Source organism: Oceanicaulis sp. HTCC2633, assembly GCF_000152745.1.
Taxonomy (GTDB): Bacteria; Pseudomonadota; Alphaproteobacteria; order Caulobacterales; family Maricaulaceae; genus Oceanicaulis.
Genome location: NZ_CH672428.1, coordinates 3140201 through 3163845, shown reverse-complemented (window position 1 = coordinate 3163845; position 23645 = coordinate 3140201). Strand labels below are relative to the sequence as shown.

The 23645-nt window shown below is 64.4% G+C and carries 25 protein-coding genes and 1 other annotated feature; of the genes, 9 read left to right on the top strand and 16 right to left on the bottom strand.

The features are described 5' to 3' along the window. Positions 1–464, bottom strand: a sequence feature (16S ribosomal RNA rRNA prediction is too short). Between the two features lie 752 nt (positions 465–1216). Both OA2633_RS15000 and OA2633_RS14995 read right to left on the bottom strand, forming a co-directional pair. Continuing rightward, entirely contained in the window at positions 1217–1648 is a 432-nt protein-coding gene (locus tag OA2633_RS15000; protein ID WP_009803433.1) for a CBS domain-containing protein, read from the bottom strand. Positions 1649–1723: 75 nt separating this feature from the next. Then, positions 1724–2437, bottom strand: a complete 714-nt coding sequence (locus OA2633_RS14995; RefSeq protein WP_009803432.1) for a rhomboid family intramembrane serine protease — start codon at positions 2435–2437, stop codon at positions 1724–1726. Between the two features lie 83 nt (positions 2438–2520). Here OA2633_RS14995 and hfaA point away from each other — a divergent pair, with 83 nt between their 5' ends. The 3 genes from hfaA to hfaD are packed head-to-tail and all read left to right on the top strand — an operon-like array spanning position 2521 to position 5099. Beyond that, positions 2521–2979 carry a holdfast anchoring protein HfaA gene (hfaA, locus tag OA2633_RS14990; protein ID WP_009803431.1) on the top strand — a complete coding sequence of 153 codons (459 nt, stop codon included), beginning with the start codon at positions 2521–2523 and terminating at the stop codon, positions 2977–2979. Further along, positions 2969–3958, top strand: coding sequence for a holdfast anchoring protein HfaB (gene hfaB, locus OA2633_RS14985; RefSeq protein WP_009803430.1), 990 nt, complete (start codon positions 2969–2971; stop codon positions 3956–3958). The genes hfaA and hfaB overlap by 11 nt, the downstream gene beginning before the upstream one ends. Beyond that, a complete protein-coding gene (gene hfaD / locus OA2633_RS14980; RefSeq protein WP_156776294.1) occupies positions 3873–5099 on the top strand; it encodes a holdfast anchor protein HfaD in 1227 nt (408 codons plus the stop codon). The genes hfaB and hfaD overlap by 86 nt, the downstream gene beginning before the upstream one ends. 149 nt (positions 5100–5248) lie before the next feature. Here the strand turns inward: hfaD and OA2633_RS14975 are convergent, their stop codons facing one another. Beyond that, positions 5249–6151: a hypothetical protein gene (locus tag OA2633_RS14975; protein WP_009803428.1), complete on the bottom strand. Its 903-nt coding sequence runs from the start codon at positions 6149–6151 to the stop codon at positions 5249–5251. Positions 6152–6360: 209 nt separating this feature from the next. Here OA2633_RS14975 and OA2633_RS14970 point away from each other — a divergent pair, with 209 nt between their 5' ends. The 4 genes from OA2633_RS14970 to OA2633_RS14955 all read left to right on the top strand — a co-directional run bounded on the left by OA2633_RS14970 (position 6361) and on the right by OA2633_RS14955 (position 9745). Next, a complete protein-coding gene (locus OA2633_RS14970) occupies positions 6361–6921 on the top strand; it encodes a PAS domain-containing protein (protein ID WP_009803427.1) in 561 nt (186 codons plus the stop codon). 56 nt (positions 6922–6977) lie between these two features. After that, on the top strand, positions 6978–7592 hold the full coding sequence (locus OA2633_RS14965; RefSeq protein ID WP_009803426.1) for a PilZ domain-containing protein: 615 nt from the start codon (positions 6978–6980) through the stop codon (positions 7590–7592). 138 nt (positions 7593–7730) lie between these two features. Beyond that, positions 7731–8255: a DUF4339 domain-containing protein gene (locus tag OA2633_RS14960; RefSeq protein ID WP_009803425.1), complete on the top strand. Its 525-nt coding sequence runs from the start codon at positions 7731–7733 to the stop codon at positions 8253–8255. 158 nt (positions 8256–8413) lie between these two features. Next, positions 8414–9745: an OmpP1/FadL family transporter gene (locus tag OA2633_RS14955; RefSeq protein ID WP_009803424.1), complete on the top strand. Its 1332-nt coding sequence runs from the start codon at positions 8414–8416 to the stop codon at positions 9743–9745. A gap of 65 nt (positions 9746–9810) precedes the next feature. Here the strand turns inward: OA2633_RS14955 and OA2633_RS14950 are convergent, their stop codons facing one another. Next, the gene (locus OA2633_RS14950; protein ID WP_009803423.1) at positions 9811–10335 is read right to left on the bottom strand and encodes a gamma carbonic anhydrase family protein; all 525 of its coding nucleotides are present in this window, start codon (positions 10333–10335) and stop codon (positions 9811–9813) included. 329 nt (positions 10336–10664) lie between these two features. Here OA2633_RS14950 and OA2633_RS14945 point away from each other — a divergent pair, with 329 nt between their 5' ends. Further along, positions 10665–11420, top strand: coding sequence for a PhoH family protein (locus OA2633_RS14945; protein ID WP_009803422.1), 756 nt, complete (start codon positions 10665–10667; stop codon positions 11418–11420). A 57-nt stretch (positions 11421–11477) separates the two neighbouring features. Here the strand turns inward: OA2633_RS14945 and OA2633_RS14940 are convergent, their stop codons facing one another. The 10 genes from OA2633_RS14940 to OA2633_RS14900 form a co-directional block, all read right to left on the bottom strand. After that, complete coding sequence (locus OA2633_RS14940) at positions 11478–13031, bottom strand: glycine betaine ABC transporter substrate-binding protein (protein WP_009803421.1); 1554 nt, start codon at positions 13029–13031, stop codon at positions 11478–11480. After that, the gene (locus tag OA2633_RS16415; RefSeq protein ID WP_009803420.1) at positions 13024–13323 is read right to left on the bottom strand and encodes an opuCA; all 300 of its coding nucleotides are present in this window, start codon (positions 13321–13323) and stop codon (positions 13024–13026) included. Before OA2633_RS16415 ends, OA2633_RS14940 begins: the two co-directional genes overlap by 8 nt. Then, positions 13316–13801 (bottom strand): ATP-binding cassette domain-containing protein, encoded by a 486-nt coding sequence (locus tag OA2633_RS16410; RefSeq protein ID WP_009803419.1) that lies wholly within the window; start codon positions 13799–13801, stop codon positions 13316–13318. The genes OA2633_RS16415 and OA2633_RS16410 overlap by 8 nt, the downstream gene beginning before the upstream one ends. A gap of 29 nt (positions 13802–13830) precedes the next feature. After that, positions 13831–14058 carry a DUF3126 family protein gene (locus tag OA2633_RS14930; protein ID WP_009803418.1) on the bottom strand — a complete coding sequence of 76 codons (228 nt, stop codon included), beginning with the start codon at positions 14056–14058 and terminating at the stop codon, positions 13831–13833. 84 nt (positions 14059–14142) lie between these two features. Further along, complete coding sequence (gene cysE, locus OA2633_RS14925) at positions 14143–14973, bottom strand: serine O-acetyltransferase (protein WP_009803417.1); 831 nt, start codon at positions 14971–14973, stop codon at positions 14143–14145. 36 nt (positions 14974–15009) lie between these two features. Further along, positions 15010–15618: an NUDIX hydrolase gene (locus tag OA2633_RS14920; protein ID WP_009803416.1), complete on the bottom strand. Its 609-nt coding sequence runs from the start codon at positions 15616–15618 to the stop codon at positions 15010–15012. Then, on the bottom strand, positions 15615–18716 hold the full coding sequence (locus tag OA2633_RS14915) for an efflux RND transporter permease subunit (RefSeq protein WP_009803415.1): 3102 nt from the start codon (positions 18714–18716) through the stop codon (positions 15615–15617). The genes OA2633_RS14920 and OA2633_RS14915 overlap by 4 nt, the downstream gene beginning before the upstream one ends. Before the next feature lie 3 nt (positions 18717–18719). After that, entirely contained in the window at positions 18720–18911 is a 192-nt protein-coding gene (locus OA2633_RS14910; protein WP_009803414.1) for a hypothetical protein, read from the bottom strand. A gap of 60 nt (positions 18912–18971) precedes the next feature. After that, positions 18972–19865 carry an efflux RND transporter periplasmic adaptor subunit gene (locus OA2633_RS14905; RefSeq protein ID WP_009803413.1) on the bottom strand — a complete coding sequence of 298 codons (894 nt, stop codon included), beginning with the start codon at positions 19863–19865 and terminating at the stop codon, positions 18972–18974. A gap of 114 nt (positions 19866–19979) precedes the next feature. Then, positions 19980–20699 carry a TetR/AcrR family transcriptional regulator gene (locus tag OA2633_RS14900; RefSeq protein WP_009803412.1) on the bottom strand — a complete coding sequence of 240 codons (720 nt, stop codon included), beginning with the start codon at positions 20697–20699 and terminating at the stop codon, positions 19980–19982. 135 nt (positions 20700–20834) lie between these two features. On the opposite strand from OA2633_RS14900, the gene OA2633_RS14895 reads away from it, so the two are divergent. After that, complete coding sequence (locus OA2633_RS14895) at positions 20835–21461, top strand: nitroreductase (protein ID WP_009803411.1); 627 nt, start codon at positions 20835–20837, stop codon at positions 21459–21461. 4 nt (positions 21462–21465) lie between these two features. Here the strand turns inward: OA2633_RS14895 and rpiA are convergent, their stop codons facing one another. Both rpiA and OA2633_RS14885 read right to left on the bottom strand, forming a co-directional pair. After that, complete coding sequence (gene rpiA / locus OA2633_RS14890; RefSeq protein WP_009803410.1) at positions 21466–22173, bottom strand: ribose-5-phosphate isomerase RpiA; 708 nt, start codon at positions 22171–22173, stop codon at positions 21466–21468. Continuing rightward, a complete protein-coding gene (locus OA2633_RS14885) occupies positions 22170–23645 on the bottom strand; it encodes an NAD-dependent succinate-semialdehyde dehydrogenase (RefSeq protein ID WP_009803409.1) in 1476 nt (491 codons plus the stop codon). The genes rpiA and OA2633_RS14885 overlap by 4 nt, the downstream gene beginning before the upstream one ends.

Sequence of the window (23645 nt, the reverse complement as noted above, 5' to 3'; positions counted from 1 at the left end):
CGCGGCTGCTGGCACGGAGTTAGCCGGGGCTTCTTTAGCAGGTACCGTCATTATCTTCCCTGCCGAAAGGATTTTACAACCCTAGGGCCTTCATCATCCACGCGGAATGGCTGGATCAGGCTTGCGCCCATTGTCCAAGATTCCCCACTGCTGCCTCCCGTAGGAGTCTGGGCCGTGTCTCAGTCCCAGTGTGGCTGATCATCCTCTCAGACCAGCTATAGATCGTCGCCTTGGTGAGCCATTACCTCACCAACTAGCTAATCTAACGCGGGCCGATCCTTTGGCGATAAATCTTTCCCCCGAAGGGCACATTCGGCATTACTCCTCGTTTCCAAGGGCTATTCCGAACCAAAGGGCACGTTCCCACGCGTTACTCACCCGTCTGCCGCTCACCCCGAAGGGCGCGCTCGACTTGCATGTGTTAAGCCTTCCGCCAGCGTTCGTTCTGAGCCAGAATCAAACTCTCAGGTTGATTCAGCTAGCTCGCTTGCGTCGTTCAAACTCAAAGTGACAGAGATAACTGACATCTGACCAAAGCCAGGCGTCAGACCTCCACACCTTGAAGAGAAACGAACAAGCAGACTTGCTTAAAGTGAGTGACATCGCCCAATGGGCTGTTCCACTCGCAGAAAGCCGCCGCCTGCGCTTCTCTTTCCAAAACCAACAATGTCAAAGAGCCGGTCAAATCATCCAGGCCGCAACCTGAAAACCTGACCGCCAAACCGCCCCACTCTCGAGAAGCCGTCCGGCTGAAGGAGCGCGGTTTCTAGTGAAACCCGATCCCCCAGTCAACCACCTTTTTCAGCGCCGTAACACCAGGCCAAGGCGGCCAACAATGGAGCGCGGTTTCTAGTGAAAGCCGATCTCCAGGTCAACTCCGAATTTCAGAAGCTCTGCAGTCGGTTAGCCCCGCTGAAACTGACACGAAAGCGTCGGCTCCAGCGAAAGGGTTTCGCCGGTTTTTGAACTCCTTCCTTTCGGAGAGGCTCAGCAGTATGGAGCGATTTGCATCCGTCGACAAGATCAATCTTCAGAAGATTTTCACTGGCCGCCGGCGCGTCGTTGTTCCCGCCGCCGAGGAGTGGGGGTGTATCCGCCCCTCCCGGGGGACGCAACCCCGAATGGGAGTCAAACTGCAGGTTTGCGCAGTCAGACGCATACTGACTGTTGGGGGATGGCTTGCGCCCTGAACCCCCGCACGCTGAGGCCCTTGCTGTCAGGCGCCCTCTATATAGGCCTTGAGACTTTCCGCTTCGGCCTCGGCATGGGCGATCTTGCGTTTGACCACATCTCCGATCGACACCACGCCGGTCATGCGCCCCTCATCCATGATGATGATGTGACGGACCCGTTTCTCCGTCATCAGCGCCAGGAGCGTATCGATATCATCGGACGGGCTGGCGGTGATGAGTCCTGTGCTCATGACCGACTCGACACGCTCGGACAGCGCGGACGGACCGGAGCCTGCGATCGCTCGGGCGAGATCGCGTTCGGAGAACACCCCGACCGGCTGATCGCCGGCGTCGGTGACGATCACCGCGCCCACCCTGTGCTGGGTGAGTGCGACGGCGGCTTCCTGCAGGGTCTGGGACGGGGCGAGCGTGAAGACCGTCGCCCCCTTGTCATCAAGTATGCGTGCAGCGGTCATGCGGACCTCCCTCGCTCGTGTACTGGGAGTATAACCACACCGGTCCCCGCCCCACAAACGGAGCTTTGCGCCGGCCTAGACGCGCCGCCGCGCGCCCAGGATCCGGACACAGACCGGATAGGCCAGCATCCCGACCAGCAAGCCGCCCACATGTCCGGCCCAGGCGATGGGAACGGGAAAGACGAGATTGACCAGGGCGAGCGCCAGATTGAGTCCCAGCCAGGGCAATGCGAGCTGATACATGCCGGTGCGACCGCCCCTCGCCCAGCCCGCCGCGGCGATCAGCCCGGAAATGGCGGTGGAGGCGCCCGCCATTGTGGTCGCCTCGGTCAGATGGGTGGTCTGGTGCAGCACGGCGCCGCCGATCGCGCAGGCGAAGAAGAAAACCAAGAACCCCGTATCTCCGCGCAAGCCCGGGCCGAAAGGTCGACGCACGGCCGGCCCCACCGCGAGCAGCACGCCCAGATTGATCAGAAGATGGGCCCAGCCCGCGTGCACGAATACATGCAGGATATAGGGCGAGAGGCCGAACAGGGGCGCCGGCGGGAAGGCGTCGACCGCAGCGCCGGTCCGCAACGCGCCCGCCCAGTAGATCAGGGCATGCACCGATCCGCCCCGTCCGAAGGACAGCGATTCCGCAAGCTGAACCGCCAGAATGATGGCGGCGAGCACAAGCACGACGCCGGGCAGAGCATTGAACAGGGGCTCGCGCGGCGGCGTCGGGCGCTCTGAAGCGGCTCCGCCGGCATCGGGATCATCCTGGGACAGAGGGGGCGGCGCGTCGCTCATGAGGCTTTCCTAGTGTTGAGAGGGGTTTGGCATGGCCATTGCAGCCTGAGGACCGAACCGTCTTCAAAGAGGACACATAAGGCATGACCCGTCAGCTTAAAGTCTGGCTCTGCGCGACCGCCGCAGCCATTTTCGCAGCGTCCTCGGCCATGGCGCAATCCACCGCGGCCAATCCGTCGGAGTGGAATCGTCCCTATGGTCAGGCCTATGGCTCGGAAAACCAAGCGTATGTCGGCGCCCGCGTCGGCGGCAACCGGGTTGTCCTGAACGGCATTATCCAGACCGGCGTGGGCGTCTCGGCCCAGGCCAGCGCCCTCACCCAGAGCGCAACCGGCGTCGGCCTGAACAGCCAGTCCCAGTCCGGCCTGTTCACCAGCGCCGGGGCGAGCGCCATCGGCAACCAGCTCAATGTGGTGGTGAACGGCAATTACAACACCGTGGTGATCAACAATCGCCAGACCAATACAGGCGACATCACCGCCCATGCGGGCGCGACCGCAAACACCCAGTCCTCTCAGGGAGAAGCCGCCAATGACCGTTAAGCGTCTCATCGCCGCCGCGGCCGGCGCGCTGTCCCTCACAGCCTGCGCCACTTCGACCCCGGGCGCGGACGGGCTTTACGCCACGCCGACCGGCGGCGCGCCGGTGACCCCGAACCCGACGCCCTATTCGGATGCGCTGGTCTGTCTGTCGGGCTATGCCCGCCAGCATGGTCAGGCCGCGCCCCGCGTCGCCGTGGGCCGGATCGCGGACTATACCGGTCAGATGAACCCTGAAGGCGGCACCCGGGTGACCCAAGGCGCCTCCCTGATGGCGATCAGCGCCTTCGCCAAGGCGGGCGCGCGACTGGTGGAGCGTTTTGACACGTCCGTCGCTGAGCTCGAGCTGCGCTACGCCAACAACCAGCTGATCGGCGACGCCGCCGAGCAGGACGGCTATCGCCAGATCTATGCGGGTTCGATCCCGGGCTCGGACTATTATCTGGTGGGCGGCATCACCGAGCTGAACGCCAATATCCGCTCCAACGGCCAGGATGTTCTGGCGGGCGATTCTGTGGACTCCGATCCGTCGGGCCTGTTCTCGCGCCGCATGTATGTGATGAATGTCGGCCTCGACCTGCGCCTGATCGACTCGCGCACCCTCGAGGTGGTCGATGTCGTTTCCTATCAGAAGCAGATCATCGGCCGCGAGCTGTCCGCCGGGGTCTTCGCCTTCTTTGGCGATGTGGTGCTGGACGCCTCTGCGGGCGGGCGCTCTCTGGAGCCGATCCAGCTGGCCGTGCGCTCGGTCGTCGAGCGCGCCGTGCTGGAGATCTCCTCCCAGCTCTATCAGGTGTCGCCCGAACAGGTCTGTTCCTTCAACGACCCGATCGGCCCATCCAATATTACCGGCGGCGTTCAGCTGAACACCGCTTACGCCCCCACGGAGGCTCCCTATGTCCAGGCTCGCACGAGTGTTGATCGCGGGCACCAGCGCCGCGACGTTGATATCCGCAGCCAGCTTCGCGGAACCTATCAATAAGGTCGAGCTCGATCAGGACCAGACAGGCCCTGTCTCAGCTGAAGACGCTCAGGACGCGGATGGCGTGCGGGACATGATCTCGACCGCGGTCACCCAGGGCAATTCGGGCACGGGCGCCCTGTCCGGCGACAGCGAGATTTCCGGCGCGCAGACGCTCGGGGGCGCTGTGACCGCGCAATCCCTGCTCAGCGCCAACGGGGTCTGGGCCAGCGTCGTCAGCACCGCAACCGCACAGGGCAACGCCCTGACCGCTGGCGTGGAAGACGGCGCCCTTAGTCTCGACCTCAACCAGACCGCCGGCGCGGGTCAGGTTTCCGCGCTGTCGCGTCTGCGCATCTCCGATTACGCCGCTCACACGGTTCAGACTGCGTCCAGCGCCGTAAACGCCATCCAGACCAGCGCGGAAGGCGGACAGACCCTGTCGATCCGTCAGGCGAGCGCCGCTGACTCCCGCGCCGAGGCCCGCGTTGAAGCGGCGGACGCTGAAATCGAGACCAGCGTCGTGGGCGCCGTGGCGGCCGGCAACAGCCTGATCTCCACCGCAGAGGACGAGGATTCGAGCCTGACGCTGGACCAGTCACAGACCGGATCCACGACGGCAACCGCCCATGCCGAGATCGGCAACGCCGATTATGGCGTCACGGCGGCCTCCCAGGCGGCGGGCAATACCGCGACCTTCCAGAACGACTATGGCGATAGCGAAACCGGCGGCGTTCAGAACAATTCAGGCGAGGTGCGCGCTGAAACGGTGATTCTCGCTGACCAGTTCGCCAATGGCTACGCGACCGGTTCGGCCAATGCTGTGGGCAACGCGGCGTTGACCTCCACCATTGGCGCGAACACTTATCAGGGCGTGCAGCAGACCAATTCCGGCGATGTCATCGCCAATGTGACGATGACCGGCGGCGCCGGCGGCGGCCTGGGTTCTATCCTGAACGCCACCGCCATCGGCAATGCGCAATCGGCCTATGTCTGCGCCAGCTGCCCGGTAGGCGTGTCGGGCGAGATCAACCAGATCAATTCCGGCGCCATCTCGGCCAGCTCTGTCACAACCCATGCCGGCCAGGTTCGCACGATCACGAGCTCGGCCACAGCCGTGGGCAATGCGGCGACCTTCGCGACACAAAACCGCGGGAACTGATCCACACACGATACCCACCCAACTGACTGGCCGCTCCCGAAAGGAGCGGCCTTTTTCTTGTTGGCGGTCCGGTTTGCGTCTGAGGGCGCAAGAAAAACCCCGAAGGCGAAACCTTCGGGGCTTTGATCGTTCAGCGATGACGGCAAGCGCTAGTGATAGCCGCCCACCCCGCCATCCAGCATCAGGGTCATCGACCGGCGCTCATAGGATTCGCTCCGGCGCTCGACCGTCTCGGTATAGTGCTCTTCATAGCGATACCAGACCAGCTTCACGCCCGGGCCATGCAGGCGGAGCAATGAACGCTCGTTGCAATTGCGACGGTGTTCCTGCGGCGCGCAGAACAGCTCGCCGCCGCGACCGTAACGCAGGGCTTCACCCTTCTGGCACTGGATCGAGACGCCGTCGAAATGGTCCTCGCCCTCTTCACGCCAGCCCAGGGTCGCCTGCAGGGCGGTCCCCGCGACGCAGCGGAAGATCTCGCCCTCAAAGTCCGGCGTCACGCGCTCGTCCGGATCCGGACGCGAGGCCGGATGCGGATTGCCGCTGTCGTCCATGCAGTACGCCCGCACAAGACGCCATTCCTCGACCCAGCGCGAGCGCTCCTCTTCATAGCTCTCGTATTCGCTCTCACCCGCCAGGCGCAAACCGGTCAGAGCGGTCGCCGCCGGGGCCGAGCCGCCCGCATAATATCCGCCGCCGCCATAAATGATGGTCGCGCCGGAACGGGCGGACGCGGTCGCCGTGGCGCCCGCATAGGCGTTGGCGCTCACATTGACATTGACCGAGGTGTTCACATTGACCCCGCCCACATTCACCGTCGTGCCGCCCACATGCACGTTGGGCGCGCCGATATTGATGCTGGGCGTCCCGATGACCGGCCCGCCCGGATGCGTGCAGCAGGGCGTCGGAGGCGGCGGCGGGGCGCAACACGGATCGCCGGCGGCGGCCGTCGTCAGCGTCACAGCCTGAGCCGCACCGGTCAGGGCCGCGGACGCCAGAAGGCTCGCAGCCAGGGCGGACAGGGCGGAAGCGTATCGTGTTGAAACGCGCATGGCGGTCTCCGTTCTCACTTGCGCGTACCCCTGCAAGACAGGGGCCGGAACCCCCGCCAACGGGCTGAACGGAAAAGCACCTGTCCCATATGAGGTTGGCAAGGGGCTTGCAGTCTGTCCCGCCAACACACGGTCCCGCCCTCGACGGCGCCGTCCCGACCGGGGCGGAACAGACCGGGGGACGATGACGAAGAAAAGGGACGGCGCTCGTGAAGCACCCGAACACTCAGACCTTGCTGGCCTATTGGCATTCACGCCGGCATGACGAACCCGCGCCGCAACGCGCGGACATTGCGCCTGAAGACCTGGGTTCGCTCCTGTCGAACCTGTTCCTGCTGCGCCGCATGGACCAGGGCCATCACGTGTTCCGTCTCGCCGGCACCGGTCTGTGCCGCATGCATCAGCGCGAATTTCGCGACCAGAACTTCCTCAGCCTGTGGCAGGGGCATGACCGGGTGCATGTGTCGGCGCTTCTTGAAGGCGCCCTGTCCACCCCCGCGCCCGCCAGCCTTGTGACCCAGGCCGTCAGCCTGGACGGAGAGATGACCGATGTGGAGATCGCGCTTCTGCCCCTGCGCGGGCCGGAGGGCTGGCTGGACCGGGTGCTAGGGCTCTATCAACCCCTGACGCCGCGACCCGCCAATAGTCGACCGATTGTCCGCCATCGCTTGCAAGCCTTGCATCCTGCCCAGTGCCCGCCCCCCCATTACTCGGCCTTCACCGCGCCCAGTTACGAGGCGGTGGGCTTGCGGGTCGCGAACGACAGCTGAACTAGCGAAGTATTAAGGCTGTCACCCTAGGCTCATCGTGATGTGTCGAGGGTAATATGACGCGATCTGCAGACCTGGGCGCCCGACTGGACCGCCGGAAAATCAAGATTGCCGCGCGCGGCGCTGAAGAGCGCCGCCGCCATCGACGTGTGCGCCTGACAGTTCCCGGACGCGGCCTGTCGCCCAGCGCCGGCGAATTCACCTGTACGCTCGTGGACATTTCCCCGGGCGGCGCCCGCATCGCCTGCAAGACCCCGCCGGAAAAGGCCGAGCGAGTCGTCCTGCTGTTTGACGGCCTGGGCCGTCTGGAAGGCGAGGTGCTGCGTGCGGGCCGGTCCGGATTCATCGTTCGGCTGCATGGCTCCCAGCGCAAGCGCGACCGTCTGGCGGACGCCATCACCTGGCGTTTCAATATGCAACGCCTGGGACTGGATGAAGACCGCACCGCGCCTCGCAAGCCCGGCCGGGGCCGCGCCAAGATCCGCTTGCGCGACGGCGTTGTGATCCAGGCGGATGTCATTGACGTGTCCATCAGCGGCGCCGCCTTCGCCTGTCTTGAACGCCCCCGCATCGGGGAGGCTGTCCGGGTGGGCGACATGCAGGGCCATGTTGCACGATGGCTGGACAATGGCTTCGCAGTAGCGTTCGATCCTCCCGCCGACCGGAGCTGAGGGTTCCGGATGGTTTTTCCGAGTGAATGCATGACAGCGTCACTTTGAAACACCATATTTCGAGGGGAACGGCCCGTTTCTTGCCTGTGTAGAGGTTCAAGCCTCTGGCAGTAGGGCCCTTGGCCGGGAGAATTATTGATGCCGCGCGACGACGGAATCGCCATGTCCTGGTTTGTGAAAGTGGAAGGCCGCGTGTACGGGCCTTACACGGGCGCACAGATGCGCGCCTTTGTAGGGGAAGGCCGTGTGGCCGGACACTCCACGGTTTCTGAACAACGGGATGGGGAATTCCGGGACGCCCGTGACGTTCCCCAGCTCAAGGCCTGGCTGGACGAGGCGCGTCGCGCCCCCGGCGAACGCCGCCCCATGCCGGCCGATGCGCGCACGTCCAATTTCGTGATCGTCGCCGACCTCAACTCCGACAGCCGGGGTGGTTTTGAATCCGCGCTGAAGGATTTCGGTGATGTGGAAGCGATCACGCCCGGCGTGTGGTTGCTGCGCGGCGCCGCAAGCGCAGCACACTTGCGCAATGAACTGAGTCATCTGCTGGCGCGGGACGACAGGCTTCTGGTCGTCGACGCCTCGCGCGACCGCTCGGCCTGGTTCAATCTGGGTCGCACCGCCGACCAGCGCATTCGCGACCTATGGGGCCGTCGCGACTAGACTTTTTCCTCCAGCAATTGCTGCTTTGCAGCGGCCCGAGACATCACATCACTGTCACGGGTCTGTTTTTATGCGTTGCGATGCATGTTGCGCATGCACATGTGTGCAGCAACGCGCGTCGCGAGCGCGGATAAAAACACAAAGCGGAGGACTCCCCCATGCTTCGTCTGAACAGCCTCGTCGTGCGCGCAGGCCTGGCCGCCGGTCTTGCCCTGTCAGCGGCCTCTCCGGCCCTCGCCGGCGGCTTCAAACTCTCGGAATACTCGGTCCGGGACCTGGGCATGGGCCATGCCGGCTACGCCGCGCTGGCCGACGACCCGTCCACGATCTGGTCCAACCCCGCCGGCCTGGCGCGCCTTGACGGCACGCAGATCCAGCTGGGCGCCCACGCCATCATCGGCCAGGGCGATTTCACCAACCAGGGCTCCGTGGACGTGCTGGGCCGACCGCTGGGCGGCACCGAAGAGAACGACCTCTTCAACGACGCCGTGATCCCCAACTTCTACCTGTCCCACCGTCTGAACGACCGTATCGTTCTGGGCTTGGGCGTGACCGCGCCGTTCGGCCTGGCCACCGAGTACAATCAGGACTCCGTCACCCGCTTCCAGAGCGTGAAGAGCTCCCTGAAGGTCGCCGAGATCAACCCGTCCATCGGCTATCAGGTCAATGACCGCCTGTCGGTCGGCTTTGGCGTTTCGGCGCAATATTCCGAAGCCACCCTCGCCAACCATCTCGACTTCAGCGCCATCTGCCTCAGCCAGCTCACCCCGGCCCAGTGCACCGCGACCGGCTTCCTGCCGGGTCGTCCGGAAGGCTATCTGCGAGTCACTGGCGATGACTGGGCGTTCGGCTGGAATGTCGGCGCGCTCTATGACCTGACCGAGACCACCCGCATAGGCGTCTCCTACCGTCACAATGTGGACCACAACCTGGAAGGCGAAGCCGATTTCGGCGCGCCGGCGAATGCGGCGATCTTCGCGCCCGCCTTCACCGACACCGATGGCTCCGCCGAGCTGAACCTGCCGGCCGAGCTGGCGGTCTCCCTGGCTCACCAGGTCAATGAGCGTCTGTCGCTGAACGCGTCTGTCGTCTACACATTCTGGGATTTCGAGCGCCTGGTCGTCGAGTTCGACAATCCGGCTCAGCCCGACGCGGGCGAAACCCTCGGCTATGACGATGAAGTGCGCTACGCAGTGGGCGGCGAGTACGCCTATAACAGCCGCCTGACCCTGCGTGCGGGCGTCGCTTACGATCAGTCTCCGACCGAAAACGAGCACCGCACCACGCGCGTGCCCGATTCCGACCGCACCATCATCGCACTGGGCGCGTCCTTCCAGGCGACCGATTCCATCCAGATCGATGCGGGCTATCAGCACCTGATGTTCGATGACGCCCCGATCAACCATGTGGGGTCGACCGGTGATCGCGTTGTGGGTGACTACGACAACGTCGCCGATATTGTCGGCCTGTCCCTGACCTGGCGCCGCTAGGCCCGGCCATATCTGAACAGAAACGGCGCCGCAGGATCACCTGCGGCGCCGTATTCTTTCGAGACTCAGAGCGCCTTCAGCCCCTTGGCGTAGCGCGCCGCATTCTCGGCGTAATGGTCGGCGCTGGCCTTGAGCATTTCGGCCACCCCCTCCCCGATCTCTTTCACCACCTTGCCCGGCGCGCCCATGACCACGGACCCGTCCGGGATCTCCTTGCCCTCGGTGATAAGGGCGTGTGCGCCGATGATGCAGTTCCGGCCGATCTTCGCGCCGTTGAGAATCGTCGCGCCAATGCCGATCAGCGAGTAATCGCCCACCGTGCAGCCATGCAGCATGGCCTTGTGCCCCACGGTCACGCCTTTACCCAGCGTCAGGGGGAAGCCCATATCGGTGTGCATGACCGAGCCGTCCTGCACGTTTGAGTCTTCGCCGATGGTGATCAGCTCATTGTCCCCGCGCAGAACCGCGCCGAACCAGACCGAAGCCCGCGGCAGGAGTTTTACACGGCCGATAAGCGCCGCATCCGGCGCGACCCAGGCCCCGTCCTCGCTGATTTCAGGGCTCGCATCGTCCAGTCTGTACAGGGTCATCGGGCTCTCCCAGGGTGTTGCGCCGCACAATATGTCGGCGTTTTTTCGTCTTTGTATCGGATATGAGACGAGTAGACTCATACTTCGTTAGGCGTCCAACATGACACTGTGCTTGCGATTCGAGATCAAGGTTCGATTCGCTTCGCACGCGCCGCATGGCGCTGGATGTGTGAAGGAGGACGTGATGGCGTACGCGCCACCTCAAGCTGGTACGACCCCGCCGCCCGGTGCGCCGGTGTCGTTTGAGTCTCGCGCTTCCGAATTCACCGCTTTGATGACCCCTCCGCTGCCGCGTGAGGGGTTTTTTCTTGTCTCCTGGAGGGCCTGACATGCGTAAACGAGCCACCAAACGCCGCCAATCCGGACAGTTCAACGCTGACGCATATGAGGAAGACAAAGTCCGTTCGCTCTTCCCCGGAACCAGCTGGTCCCCCGATGACAAGGAGCCCATGCGCGATCAGAGCTATACCAAGAACGTCAAACCGCGCTCGAAGAACCAGGCCGAGCTCATGGAGGCCATCGATTCCCACAATCTGGTGATGGCGCTTGGCCCGGCGGGGACGGGCAAGACCTATCTCGCCGTCGCCAAGGGGGTCGAGGCGCTGGAAAAGGGTGAAGTGGGCCGCATCGTCCTCTCCCGTCCGGCCGTGGAAGCGGGCGAATCCATCGGCTTCCTGCCCGGCGCCATGGAAGAGAAGCTCGCCCCCTATCTGCGCCCGCTCTATGACGCGCTGGCGGACCGGTTGAGCCCGAAACGCCTGAAGGCGCTGATGGCCGAGGGCCTGATCGAGATCGCGCCCATCGGCTATATGCGCGGACGCACCCTGAACAACGCCTTCGTGGTGGTCGATGAGGCGCAGAACTGCACCTACGCCCAGCTCAAGATGCTGCTGACCCGTCTGGGCTGGAACTCCACCATGGTGGTGACCGGCGACCCGGCGCAGACCGACCTTCTGCCCGAAATGTCCGGCCTCGCCACCATCGCCGAGAAACTCGACGAAGTGGACAATATCGGCGTCATCCGGCTTCAGAAGGAAGACATTGTCCGTCACCCGCTGGTGGCAAGCATGCTGACCGTTCTCTAGACTTCTCAGAGACCGAGGAGAGACAGCCCTGCACCTGCGTGCGGGGCTGTCTTGCCTTCAGGGTTCGACCGCGTCGAGAATCAGCTGGGCCGCCTCGCTGACAGAGCGGCGCTCCACTTCCACCACGGCATTCGCCTCGCGCATCAGGTCCGCATCGATCGCGCCGATGAGCGGCGCCAGCGCTCGTCCCACCGCCGGCTTCTGCGCCGCCTCGGCTGACAGCAGGATCACCGCGTCATAGGGCGGCAGCGCGCCACGCGGATCGTCAAGAATCACAAGGTCATAGGCCAGAACCCGCCCATCGGACGTATAGGCGGTGATCACATCCACCGCCCCATTGCGGACCGCGTCATACATGAAGGCGGAATCCATGCTCCGCTGCTCGATCCCGCTCAGTCCATAGAACGCACGCGTGCGCTCCCATTCGGTGCGGGCGAAGAATTCAGGGTCGGCGCCGACAGACAGGGACGGCAAGGCGACGAGATCCGCGATCGATGTGACGGCTTCAGACTCGGCGAAATCGGCGGTAACCGCGAATCCGTATGCATTCTCGAATCCCAGACGCCCCAAGGCGACGATCCCGGCGTTTTCATAGAGCCAGCTTGAAACCGCGGCATACATCTGGTGGCGCGGGATCGGGGCTTCCTCCCCCATCACATTGGCCCAGAGCGTGCCCGTATAATCCACATAGACGTCGATCTCGCCCGAGCGCAGCGCGTCAAACACCACGGTGGAGCCCAGATTCTCCCGACGTTCGGTCCGGGCGCCCGCCCCCTCAAGACGCCGTTCGATCACCTCGGCGAGAATATACTGTTCGGTGAAGCTTTTGGCGCCGATGATCACCGGTCCGTCATCGAAACCGGCGTCGACCTGCGTCTGCCGCCCGACCGATCCCTCCCCGCTGGCGCGGTTGACCATGACGGCGCCCCCCAGCACCAGAACGGGCGCCAGAATCACCACGAGGGCGGAGATCAGAGCGCCCCTGCGCCGACCGGACTGCATCGCCCGCTCGCACGCTGCAATCAGCTGATCGAGCAGCAGCGCCAGCCCCGCAGAGCACAGGCAGCCGAAGATGACCGCCGCCCAGGTCCGGGTCTGAAGTCCGGAAAAGATGTAATTGCCCAGGCTCGTCGCCCCGACCGGCGTCGCCAGGGTCGCCGCCCCGACAACCCAGACGGTCGCAGTGCGAATCCCCGCAATGATGGTGGGCGCGGCCAGCGGCAGCTCCACCCGCAACAGGCTTTGCCGAGTCGACATGCCGACGCCTCGCGCCGCCTCACGCACCACCGGATCCACGCCCTGCAGGCCGACAATGGTGTTTCGCAGCACCGGCAGGACGCCATAGAGCGTCAGCGCGAAGAAGGCGGGCGCAAACCCGATCATCCCGCCTAGCAGCGGGACCATGAGCGCCAGAAGCGCCAGGGCGGGAATCGTCTGCATGACGCTGGCGACGCCCAGCGCCGGACGCGCGACGCCCGGATTGCGGGCCGCGAGGATGCCCAGAGGCAGAGAGATCGCCAGCGCCGCCAGAAGAGCCGCCACAGACAGACGCATATGCCCGCCCAGATACGCCGGCAGCGTCGCGATCAGATCCGGCAGCGCATCAATCATCGCGGCCCGCCTCGGCCTTGAGGGCCTGCACCGCATCCGCTTCATGCAGCGGGCTTTCCAGCATCTGCCGCACAATGGGATGGGCGGGCGCGTTGAGCAGTGCTCTGGGCGTGTCGTACTGGACGATCTCACCGGCATGCATCACGGCGATGCGATCCGCCATCAGCAAGGCCTCAGCCATGTCATGAGTGACCATGACGGCGGCGAATCCCATACGGTTCTTCAGGTCGAGAAAGTCAGCGCGCAATCCGTCCCGCGTAATCGGATCAAGCGCGCCGAAGGGTTCATCCATCAGCACCAGTCTGGAGCCCGCCGCCAGCGCGCGCCACGCCAACGCGCTGGCGCTGCCCGCCCGAAAGCTGATGAGGGCGGCGATCGCGGTGCTCGAGCGGATCAAGTCGCACCAGCTCGAGCATGTCATCGACGCGCGACGAGATGCGGTCCGCCTCCCAGCCCAGAAGCTGCGGCGTCACCGCCACATTTTCCGCGACGCTCAGATGCGGAAACAGGCCATCGCCCTGCATGACCCAGCCGATCCGACGGCGCAAGCTGACAGAATCAAGAACGGCCGCGTCCTCGGTTTCAATGAGGACGCGGCCGCCTGAAGGCTCCAGCAATCGGTTGATGCATTTGAGAGTCGTGGTCTTGCCGCAGCCGGATTCCCCGACCAGGGCGACAATCTCTCCGGCTTCGACCGCGAAACTGACATCGCGCACGGCCCTGAAGCCGTTGCGATAGGTCTTCTCAAGCTGGTCGACCGCGAGGATCACACGACATGCCTCTGTCAGCCCGGAGCTGATCAGATGCCTTCAAGGTCGATGTCGAGGATGACGATCTCGAAGGAGTAGGAGACTTCGCCTTCCTCGACGTTTTTCGACACCACGCCCAGAAGCTCTGAGTCGATGTAGATCTCCGCGCATTCATCGGCGCGCTGACGCAGACGCACGGCCAGCTTCGGATTCAGTTTGCTGCGCAGGAAGGTTTCGACTTTTTTCGCTTCAGCGGCAGTGAAAACGGGAGCGGCCACGGCTGTACCTCTTTTCGGGATGGATCAACGAGTCAGGCGCACCCTAGCGTTCTTCCTGCGCAGGGCAACACAAAGGGCGCAGACCTAGCTGTCCTCGCCATTGGAGGCGAAGGTCTGATCCATGGTGCGGGAAGGTTCGGCGCACCGCCCGCCGACGGGCTTGGCCGGCACACCGGCCACCGTGCACCGCGACGGCACATCGGCCAGCACCACAGAGCCTGCCGCGATCCGCGCCTCGGCCCCGACGGTGATATTGCCCAGCACTTTCGCGCCCGCGCCGATCAGCACGCCGTTACCGATCTTGGGATGACGGTCCCCGCCATCCGCGCCCGTGCCGCCCAGGGTCACCTCATGCAGGATGGAGACATTGTCCCCCACGACCGCGGTCTCGCCTATCACCACGGAGGTGGCGTGGTCGATCATGATGCCCCGGCCCAGCTGGGCGGCAGGGTGAATGTCGACGCCAAAGCGTTCGGACATCCGGCTCTGCATGTGGAACGCCAGACTGTCGCGGCCATCGCGCCACAGACGGTGGGCGATCCGGTAGCACAGCAGGGCGTGGAAGCCCTTGAAATAGAGGAAGGGCTGCAGCAAGGAGCGGCAGGCCGGATCCCGCTCATCCACCGCCAGCATGTCGGCGGCGGCCTGTTCGACGAGATCGCGATCGGATTCCAGCGCCGCCTTGGCGACATCATGGACCTGCAGGGCGTCGAGCTGGGAATCGCTCATCTTGGCGGCCACACGGTGCGCGAACGCCTCGGTCAGACCGTCATGACGCAGGATGGCCGCGTTCAGGAAGCTCGCCAGCATGGGCTCTTCGGCCGCCGCGGAGGCGGCGTCCAGACGCAGGCGGTTCCAGACGGATCCCGCAAGCGGCGGCGTTTCATCGAAGACCTGGGTTTGCGCGAGGGTCATCGGTGACTCCTGTGATGGTCGCAGATCGGAGGCGTCTCAGGCTTCATCAAGCCCGGACAGGATGGACCGGGACAGTCCGGGGTCAAGAGCGCCACGACGCGCTTGTTCAACCGCAGCCATCAGCATGATCATGGAAAACCCGTCCCGAATTTTACCTGAAATGGCCATCTCCAGCGCCTCGCGCAAGGGCAGACGCCGCATCTGCATGTCCGCTTCCGTCCCTTCCCGCTCCGGCGTCCCCTCACTGAGGCCCCAGGCGATGAAACTGTAGGCGCGCTCGCTGGTGATGGAGTTGGAGACGTCAAACTCTGACAGCGGGCGCCAATGGGCGGCTCTCAGGCCTGTCTCTTCCTCAAGCTCGCGTTTGGCGCTTTCAAGCGGCGCAACGCCTTCGGGACCGCCTCCCTCGGGCAATTCCCAGGACCAGGCATCCAGGGCGAAGCGATGCTGGCCGACCAGCACCGTATCGCCATTGTCAAAGACCGGCAGCACGCCGATCGCCGCTTGCCGGGGCTCCATGACGCCGTAAAGGCCCGGCTGGCCGTCCGGACGCAGGACGTCGAACTCGCGCACGCGCATCCAGGGATTCTCATAGCCCAGACGCTCTGACAGGATCGTCCAGGGGCCCCGGCGCAACTGGGTCACAAAACAGGCTCCGGCTCGGAGGCGTCCGACGGGGCGCCCTGCGGGTTGGAACGTATCAGCAGCACGAATGCCGCCGGAGCGAAAATCAACGCCAGGATCGCCGAACCTGCAACGCCGCCGGCCACAGCGGAAGCAAAGGGGAGCCAGAAGGGGTCGCCCTCGATCAGAAGGGGCGCGAACCCGCCAATCGTGGTCAGCGTCGTCGCCAGTATATGTCGCGTCGCATCCATCACCGTATCCCGGATGGCCGCAGCATCCCCGGACTGGGCTGCCGCACTGGCCTTGAGCGCACTGAGCACGACAATCGAACCGTTGATCGCAAGCCCCACCAGTCCGAGCGCGCCGACAATCGCGTTGAACCCCAGGGGCGTGCCGAACATCCAGACCCCGAACAGAGCCAGACCGACCGACAGGAAGCCGATGACGAAGATCACCCCGGCATAGCGGAACGAGTTGAACGCCAGAACCACCGCAGCCACCATCAGGATCAGCAAGGGAGCGGCGGTGGACATGAGGTTCGCCATCGCCTCACCCTGGTTTTCAGCTTCCCCCCCGATCTCCAGACGATAGCCGGGCGGCAGGATCAGGTTTTCCGCCTCGAAACGGTCCTGGAAGGCGGCCAGCGTCGTGGCCGGCAGGACATAGGGCGACAGATAGCCATAAATGGCGTTGACCCGCTCAGCGTCCACGCGCGTGATGATGGATGTTTCCGGCGCCAGCCTGACCTGAGCGAATGTCCCCACGCCGAGCGGCGATGCGCCAGCCCCTGCCGGCAGGGGCGCTCCGCTGATGGAGTCCGGCGAGTCCCGGCGATTGTCAGGAGCCACAACCCGGACCGGCAATTCTTCCACGCCTTCGAGAACCGACCCGCCCTGCACGCCGTCCATGCCGGCGCGCAAACGACCGGCGATATCTGAAAGCCGCAAGCCTGCAAGGCCGGCTGAGACCTCATCCACATCCAGGCGCACGATCGGCTCGCCCAGGGCCAGCTCGGCCTGGGTGTAGGTGACCCCTGGCGTGCCGCCCAGAATGCGACGGATCTCCTCGCCCAACCTGTCGAGCACTTCAAGATCCGGTCCGATCACGCTGATCTCTATGGGCGCGGGGGCCGGCGGGCCCTGCTCGAAAGGCAGCGCCAGAAACTGGGCGGACGGGAACTGCTCGATGGCTTCAGCCTGGACGGCCTGGACGATGCGTCGACTGGCGGCGGAATCGGTCGCACGGACAAATCCTTGCGCGAAATTGGGACGCCCTTCATCAGCGCCAAACATATTGTAGTAGACGCGCGGGCTGGTTTCCCCGAGCACCCAGACGACCGTTTCAACACCGTCATGCGCGGTGATCATGTCCGTCGCGCGCTGAATTTCAGCGCGAGTGACATCCAGGGGCGATGACGGCGGCAGGGTGAGACGCACCTGGAACATGTCCCTTTCTGTTGGCGGAAAGAACTGTCCCGGCAGGGTCGAAGCCGCCGCAAACCCCGCGACCGGAACCAGCACCCCGAGCGCCAAGCCCAGCAGGGGCTGTGCGATCACAGCATCCAGAAGCCTGCGATAGAGCTTCGCCAGGACCGGAACGCGCAGGCCGTCGCGCCAGAACGGGGCGTCGCGCTCCCCGGCGCGGCCATCGTCAAACCAGGCTGCCATGGCGAGGATGACCGTGAAGGCCAGAATGAAGCTCGCGCTGACCGCGAAGATCACCGAAATGCCGATCATGGAGATGAATTCCCCGGCCGTGCCGGGCATCAGGGCGATCGGGCCAAAGGCAAAAATCGTCGTCAGAGTCGAGGCCAGCAGCGGCCCGAACAGGGTCTTCGCCGCCTTGTCGACGGCCTGCAGCCGCTCCAGACCTCTCGACCTGAGCAGCCTGTAGTCATCGACCACCACGATCGCGTTATCGATCAGAAGGCCGAGCGCAACGACCAGCCCGGTCACGGACATCTGGTGCAGCGGCTCGCCATAGACATTGATCAGGACCATCACGAGCAAAATGGTCAGCGGCAGGGCCGACCCCACGATCAGGGCGCTGCGCCAGCCCATGACCAGGAACAGGACGGCGAAGACGATCAGGGCGGAAAAGCCCAGATTCTGCGCCAGTCCGGCCAGGCGGTCGACGACATAGTCCGCCTGGGCCATGACGATCTCGACCTCGACGGCAGGATTGGCCGCCCTGAAGTCACGCACGACCCGCTGGGCGCGCGCATCCCACGCATCCACCTGCAATTCAGGCTGCAGATAGCCCGCCACCAGGATGGTGCGGCGATTGTCGATATAGGCTTCGCTGGCTGCAGGCTCACGCACCGTTCGCTCGACCCGCGCGATGTCGTCAATGCGCACGAAGCCGCTTGGACTTTGCGCCACCGGGACGTCCCGGATCCGGTCCAGCGAGTCAAAGGCGCCATCAACCTCGATATTGATATCAAGCGTCTCACCCGCCAGACGACCGGCCGGCAGCTTGGCGTCCGATCGGGACAGGAGGCCGGCCACTTCGACAGGGCCCAGGCCCAGCGCTGAAACAGCTTCCGGGTCCAGCGTGACGCGCACCTCTTCCTCCGGCGCGCCGAAAATCTGGGTCTCATCCGTCCCCGGAACGCTGCGGATTCTGTCTTCCAGATCCTCGGCCAGTCGGGACAAGGCCCCCTGCCCGGCTTCAGAGCCCTCGGGCCATCGCAGGGAGACCACCAGAGTGGCCGCGCCCATATACTGGCGCTCCACGCGCACCGGCAGAACGCCGTCCGGCAACAGGACTTCAACCGAAGAGACCTGGTCGCGCACCTTGGTCCAGGCCTGCTCGACCATGGCCGGGCTCAAGTCTTCGCGGATATTGACGCCGATCAGCGCCACATTGGCGCGTATGGTGGAATCCACCTCATCCAGCTCCACGAGCTCCATCAGCGCAGCCTCGATCGGCTCGACGATCAACGCTTCCATCCGCTCGGCGTCCGCCCCCGGAAAGCTGGCGACCACAACACCGAAGCGCTCTGTGAGCGATGGGTCCTCCTGACGGCCCAGGACGCCCAGCGCAGCCAGGCCGGACACAACCGACAGGAACAGCGCCAGAAGCGTCAGGCGCGGATAGCGAAAGAACAGCGTGGCCATCGATCAGTCCCCACGCGCCGGACGGACCTGTTGACTTGGCGCAACGCGGTGCACGCCGCCCGCCAGGATCATCTCGTCGGTTTGCACAGCGCCGCGCAGATAAACCCGGTCACGCTCAGTGTGCAGGATTTCGACAGGACGCGGCTCAAGGATGAAGGCCTCGCCGTCAGGGAACCAGGGGCGTATATGGACCAAAAGCCCCAGCGCCTCTTCGCTGGAGAGCGGGCGACAGGGGGCCCAGGAAGCCGCGCTCTTTCAAAGCTGGGTAAGGGCAGGAACAAAGCCGGGCGGTTGAGCCTGCGGGGCGTCTGCGCCCTCTTCCGGCATGTCAAAAACCACACTGATGCTGCGGTCGCGAGCATCGATCACCCCCGTGGCTGCGCGCAATCTGACCAGGATCGTTTCGCCGGTCGCCAACTCGACCCGATACGCCGCGCCCGCATTCAGACGGGCCGCGTCATGCGCCGGCAGACCGGCCCGCACCTCAAGCACCCCCGCCTCGACAAGCGTCAGGACCGGCACGCCAGCCCCCACCGAGGCTCCGTCATCAAAATGCCGCGCCGTCACGATCCCGGCATACGGCGCCGTGAGGGCGGACAACTCGATCTGAACCGACAGGGCGGCTTCAACGGCGCTTGCCGCTTCGATACGCGCAGCGGCCGCTTCGGCGCGGGCGGACACTTCATCAAGAACCTGTTCGGACACATGACCTTGCGCCACGAGCCGCCTTTGCCGGTCCAGGGTCACGCTGGCGAGACGGGCCTCGGCACGGGCTGCAGCGACATCCGCTTGCGCCGCCTGGCGTTGCGCCTCGAGTGCGCGGGTATCCAGCGAGGCCAGTATCTGGCCCTCTTCGACCGGATCTCCGACATCCACATTCAAATGTCTGATCTGGCCGCCTTGCGGAAAGCCGAGCGCACTCTCGCGCCGGGCTGTGATCAGGGCCGGAAATCGTGACTCCGCCTCGGCCGCCTCGGTATAGAGAACCGACATCACCGGCACGGGTGTGGCCGTTGCAACCTGCTGGGTCTGCGTATTTGCGCTGGCGCTTCTGAATGTGCTGACGCTGATGACAATCACCACCAGCATGACCGCACAGGCGGCGACGCTGAGCGCGAACGTCCCACGCGAACGCTGAAAGGAAGGCATGGGATGTCCTTTTCTCGTCTGGAGCTGACTGAGAATATAACACAAAACGCAGTTTGAAAAGTGAACAGTGTTCACAATCCACGCAGTCTAATCGCCTGACAAATCAGGCCTTGCTCAGAAGGTCTCGCCCTCATCGAGACGGGAGAGCAATTTGCGTGTCCCGAGCCCTCGAAGCACCGCCTCGGAATGAAAGGCGATAAGCCGGTCCAGCTCTGAGCGGACTTCCGCTTCATCGGGATCCCTGAACGCTTCAGGGTCCAGGCTCAACCCAGGCAGGCCGCACGGGAAATTGGGAATGGTGACGGCCAGCAAGGTCAGGCCGTGTGACGCCGCCCAGACAGACTTCGCCGCAAGCTCGATATCCATTTTGCGAAACCAGCCTTCATCCATGCTGAACTGGATCATCTGGTGAAGGTGACCCGCGGCGGCGAATGCATAGGTTTCTTCCTCGGGATCCTTTTCGTCAGGAAAGGCCGAGAATGCCAGCTTGTAATGTCCCGGCTGCTCAAGTCCGGTCTCGACATAGGCCCTCATGCAGGGCGTGCAGAGCAAGGGGCCATCCTTGATGTTATCGGTGACCGCCTTCATCCGGTCATGCAGGCGTTCTAAGAAGCTCTCGCGGATCTCGCGGAACAAGGCTTCCTTGGAATCAAAATACTTGTAGAGCGCGGCCGGGGAGTAATCGATGCGCTCGGCGATGCGACGCATGGACAGACCGGCTTCGCCTTCCTCGGTGAAGATCTCTTCGGCGGCGTGGATGATCGCATCGCGCACTTTGCGACGGCGGCGTTCCGCCGGGCTGAGCGCGTCTTCACTGACTGCGGTGATGGTCACTTCCCCAACTTCCCCGGATCTGTCGCCTGGCCTGCGTCTGACAGGTCCTGACTTGATCGCGACATGCTAACCTACAACGTATAGCGACGTTTCACGCATACGGTCAAAACACCGCTTCGAATCCAAAGGCAGATCATGGCCTCCTTCACCGCACCAACCTTCCCCCATCCCGGCGATTCGATCACCCTGTCCGGCGCCAGCCCCGAGACCCTGGCGCTTCTGGCGCAGCGGCGCTCGACCCTGGCCAAGGATATGGGTGAGCCCGGCCCGAGCGCCGAACAGCTCGACACGCTGCTCAGGATCGGCGCCCGCACACCGGATCACGGCAAGCTGTTTCCCTGGCGCTTCATCGTGTTCGAGGGCGAGGCGCGGGCGAAGTTCGGGGAACGTCTGGAAGCGCGCTTCCGCGACATCGAACCGGATGCGCCGGCGGAACGCTTTGAACTGGAACGCTCACGCTTTCTGCGCGCGCCCGTGGTGATCGCCGTGGTTTCCGATACGGACGAGACTCACAAGGTGCCTGAATGGGAGCAGATCCTGTCCGCCGGCGCCGTGTGCCAGAATCTTCTGATCGCGGCGGCGGCCCTGGGCTTTGGCGCGCAATGGCTGACCGAATGGTACGCCTTTGACAAGCGCATGAAGAGCGCCCTCGGCCTGCAACCCGGAGAACGCGTGGCGGGTTTCATCTATGTCGGCACGCCGCAAGTCCCGGCCCAGGAACGCCCCCGCAAGGACCCGCGAGTGACGCGCTGGGAGGAATAGCCCCCTAAAGCTCCAGCACCCGCGCGCCGTCTTCCTCGCCGACGATCACGGCGCGGGCGAGGTTGATGAAAAGGCCATGTTCGACCACGCCGGGGATGGCGTTCAGGCGCGCAGCGACCTGCTCGGGGTCTTCAAGCGCGGTGCAGGCGCAATCGAGAATGTAATTGCCGCCATCGGTCAGATAGGGATCATTGCCGTCGCCGCGGCAGCGCAGCTTCACGTCCGGGCGCACCACGCCAGAGGCAGTGAGCGCGTCATAGACCTTCTTGGCGGTGATGGTGAAACCGAACGGATCCACCTCGACCGGCAGGGCGAAGGCGCCCAGGGTTTCCACCAGCTTGGTTTCATCGACCACCACGACCATGAGGTCAGACGCGTGGGCGATGATCTTCTCTCGCAGCAGGCAACCGCCTCCGCCCTTGATCAGCCGGAAACGGCCATCGACCTCGTCGGCGCCATCAATGGTGACGTCGATCTTGTCGGCCTGATCCACTTCCAGAAGCGGTACGCCGGCTTCCCGCGCGACCCTGGCGGTATTCTCCGAAGTGGGCACGCCCTTGACGTTCTTCAGCGATCCGCTTTCGAGCGCCGCGCCCAGAAGACGGACAAAGATGTCCGCCGTGGAGCCCGAGCCCAGGCCCAGCGTCATGCCGTCCTCGACGAACTCCAGAGCCGCCTCGGCGGCGCGTGTCTTCTGCTCGACTGCGCTCATTGATCCACTCCCGCCAGAAGCACGAATTTGAGTTCGGTGAATTCCTCGACGCCCCATTTGCCGCCTTCACGGCCAATGCCGGATTCCTTGACGCCGCCGAACGGGGTGGCGGGCGAGCCGACCATCGGGGCGTTGACCCCGATCATGCCGAAATCAAGCGCTTCGGAGATGCGGTGCACCCGGCCCACATCGCGCGTGTAGACATAGGCGGCGAGCCCATAGGGTGTGGAATTCGCGAGCTCGATCATCTCCGCTTCGGTCTCCACGCGATAGACCGCGCAAACCGGGCCGAAGATTTCAAAGCACGCGAGCTCCAGCTCGAAATCCGTGCCGCCCTCGATCAGGGTCGGGGCGTAGAAGGACCCGCCCAGTTCATCGGCCAGGGACTTGCCGCCTGTATGGATGGTCGCGCCGCGTTCGCGGGCATTCTGAACGAGCTTGTCGACGCGTGAGACCGCCTCGTCATGGATCAGCGGGCCCACGGTGACGCCTTCGGTCAGACCATCGCCCACCTTGATCGCCGCAATGCGCTCCTTGAGCGCGGCGATCAGCTTGTCGGCGATGGGGGCGTGGGCGATGATCCGGTTGGCCGACACGCAAGTCTGGCCCGAGGCGCGGAATTTCGACGCGATCACGCCGTCCGCCGCTTTCTCGATGTCCGCATCATCCATGATCAGGAAGGGCGCATTGCCCCCCAGCTCCAGCGCCACGCGCTTCACGGTGCTCGAGGCCTGCTTCATCAGCAGCTTGCCCACAGGCGTGGAGCCAGTGAAGCCCACCATGCGCACCTTGTCGGACTGGGTGAAGACATCGCCAATGGCCGGCGCATCGCCGGTGATGACGTTGAAGACGCCATCGGGGAAGCCCGCGCGCTTGGCCAGCTCCGCCAGAGCCAGCGCCGATAGCGGGGTTTCCGGCGCCGGTTTCACCACCACGGTGCAGCCCGCCGCCAGCGCCGGGGCGCATTTGCGGGTGATCATGGCGGAGGGGAAGTTCCACGGCGTGATGCAGGCGACGACCCCGATCGGCTGATGGATTGTCCAGCCGCGCGAGCCAGGGAACGGGGTCTGGATGGTCTCGCCATGGATGCGCTTGGCTTCTTCCGCCGACCACTCGACAAAGCCCGCGCCATAGACGACCTCGCCCCGCGCTTCGGGGAAAGGCTTGCCCATTTCAGCGGTGATGAGATGACCCAGATCGTCGGCATGCTCGAGGATCAAGTCATGCCATTTCTTCACCAGCTGGGCGCGTTCGAAGACCGGCGTGTTCTTCCACGTCTTGAAGGCCTCGGCGGCGGCGTCAATGGCGTCCTCGGCGCCCTTTGCGCCCACATCCGTCATCTGCGCCAGCACGGCGCGATTGGTGGGGCTCGTCACCTCGATCCAGGGCTTGCCCGCAACCCAGGCGCCGTTAATGAAGGACTGGGTCTGATACAGCGCCTTGTCCTTGAGGCGATCCAGCAGTTCGGTCAT

Excerpts from the sequence above, each read along its gene's own strand:
- OA2633_RS14960 (WP_009803425.1), top strand. The coding sequence starts at position 7,731 with ATGCCGCGCGACGACGGAATCGCCATGTCCTGGTTTGTGAAAGTGGAA.
- OA2633_RS14965 (WP_009803426.1), top strand. The coding sequence starts at position 6,978 with ATGACGCGATCTGCAGACCTGGGCGCCCGACTGGACCGCCGGAAAATC.
- OA2633_RS14995 (WP_009803432.1), bottom strand. The coding sequence starts at position 2,437 with ATGAGCGACGCGCCGCCCCCTCTGTCCCAGGATGATCCCGATGCCGGC.
- OA2633_RS14975 (WP_009803428.1), bottom strand. The coding sequence starts at position 6,151 with ATGCGCGTTTCAACACGATACGCTTCCGCCCTGTCCGCCCTGGCTGCG.
- rpiA (WP_009803410.1), bottom strand. The coding sequence starts at position 22,173 with ATGAGCGCAGTCGAGCAGAAGACACGCGCCGCCGAGGCGGCTCTGGAG.
- hfaB (WP_009803430.1), top strand. The coding sequence starts at position 2,969 with ATGACCGTTAAGCGTCTCATCGCCGCCGCGGCCGGCGCGCTGTCCCTC.
- OA2633_RS14950 (WP_009803423.1), bottom strand. The coding sequence starts at position 10,335 with ATGACCCTGTACAGACTGGACGATGCGAGCCCTGAAATCAGCGAGGAC.
- OA2633_RS14940 (WP_009803421.1), bottom strand. The coding sequence starts at position 13,031 with ATGATTGATGCGCTGCCGGATCTGATCGCGACGCTGCCGGCGTATCTG.
- OA2633_RS14955 (WP_009803424.1), top strand. The coding sequence starts at position 8,414 with ATGCTTCGTCTGAACAGCCTCGTCGTGCGCGCAGGCCTGGCCGCCGGT.
- hfaA (WP_009803431.1), top strand. The coding sequence starts at position 2,521 with ATGACCCGTCAGCTTAAAGTCTGGCTCTGCGCGACCGCCGCAGCCATT.
- OA2633_RS14885 (WP_009803409.1), bottom strand. The coding sequence starts at position 23,645 with ATGACCGAACTGCTGGATCGCCTCAAGGACAAGGCGCTGTATCAGACC.
- OA2633_RS14945 (WP_009803422.1), top strand. The coding sequence starts at position 10,665 with ATGCGTAAACGAGCCACCAAACGCCGCCAATCCGGACAGTTCAACGCT.
- cysE (WP_009803417.1), bottom strand. The coding sequence starts at position 14,973 with ATGACCCTCGCGCAAACCCAGGTCTTCGATGAAACGCCGCCGCTTGCG.
- OA2633_RS16415 (WP_009803420.1), bottom strand. The coding sequence starts at position 13,323 with ATGGATGAACCCTTCGGCGCGCTTGATCCGATTACGCGGGACGGATTG.
- OA2633_RS15000 (WP_009803433.1), bottom strand. The coding sequence starts at position 1,648 with ATGACCGCTGCACGCATACTTGATGACAAGGGGGCGACGGTCTTCACG.
- OA2633_RS14915 (WP_009803415.1), bottom strand. The coding sequence starts at position 18,716 with ATGGCCACGCTGTTCTTTCGCTATCCGCGCCTGACGCTTCTGGCGCTG.
- hfaD (WP_156776294.1), top strand. The coding sequence starts at position 3,873 with ATGTCCAGGCTCGCACGAGTGTTGATCGCGGGCACCAGCGCCGCGACG.
- OA2633_RS14905 (WP_009803413.1), bottom strand. The coding sequence starts at position 19,865 with ATGCCTTCCTTTCAGCGTTCGCGTGGGACGTTCGCGCTCAGCGTCGCC.
- OA2633_RS14895 (WP_009803411.1), top strand. The coding sequence starts at position 20,835 with ATGGCCTCCTTCACCGCACCAACCTTCCCCCATCCCGGCGATTCGATC.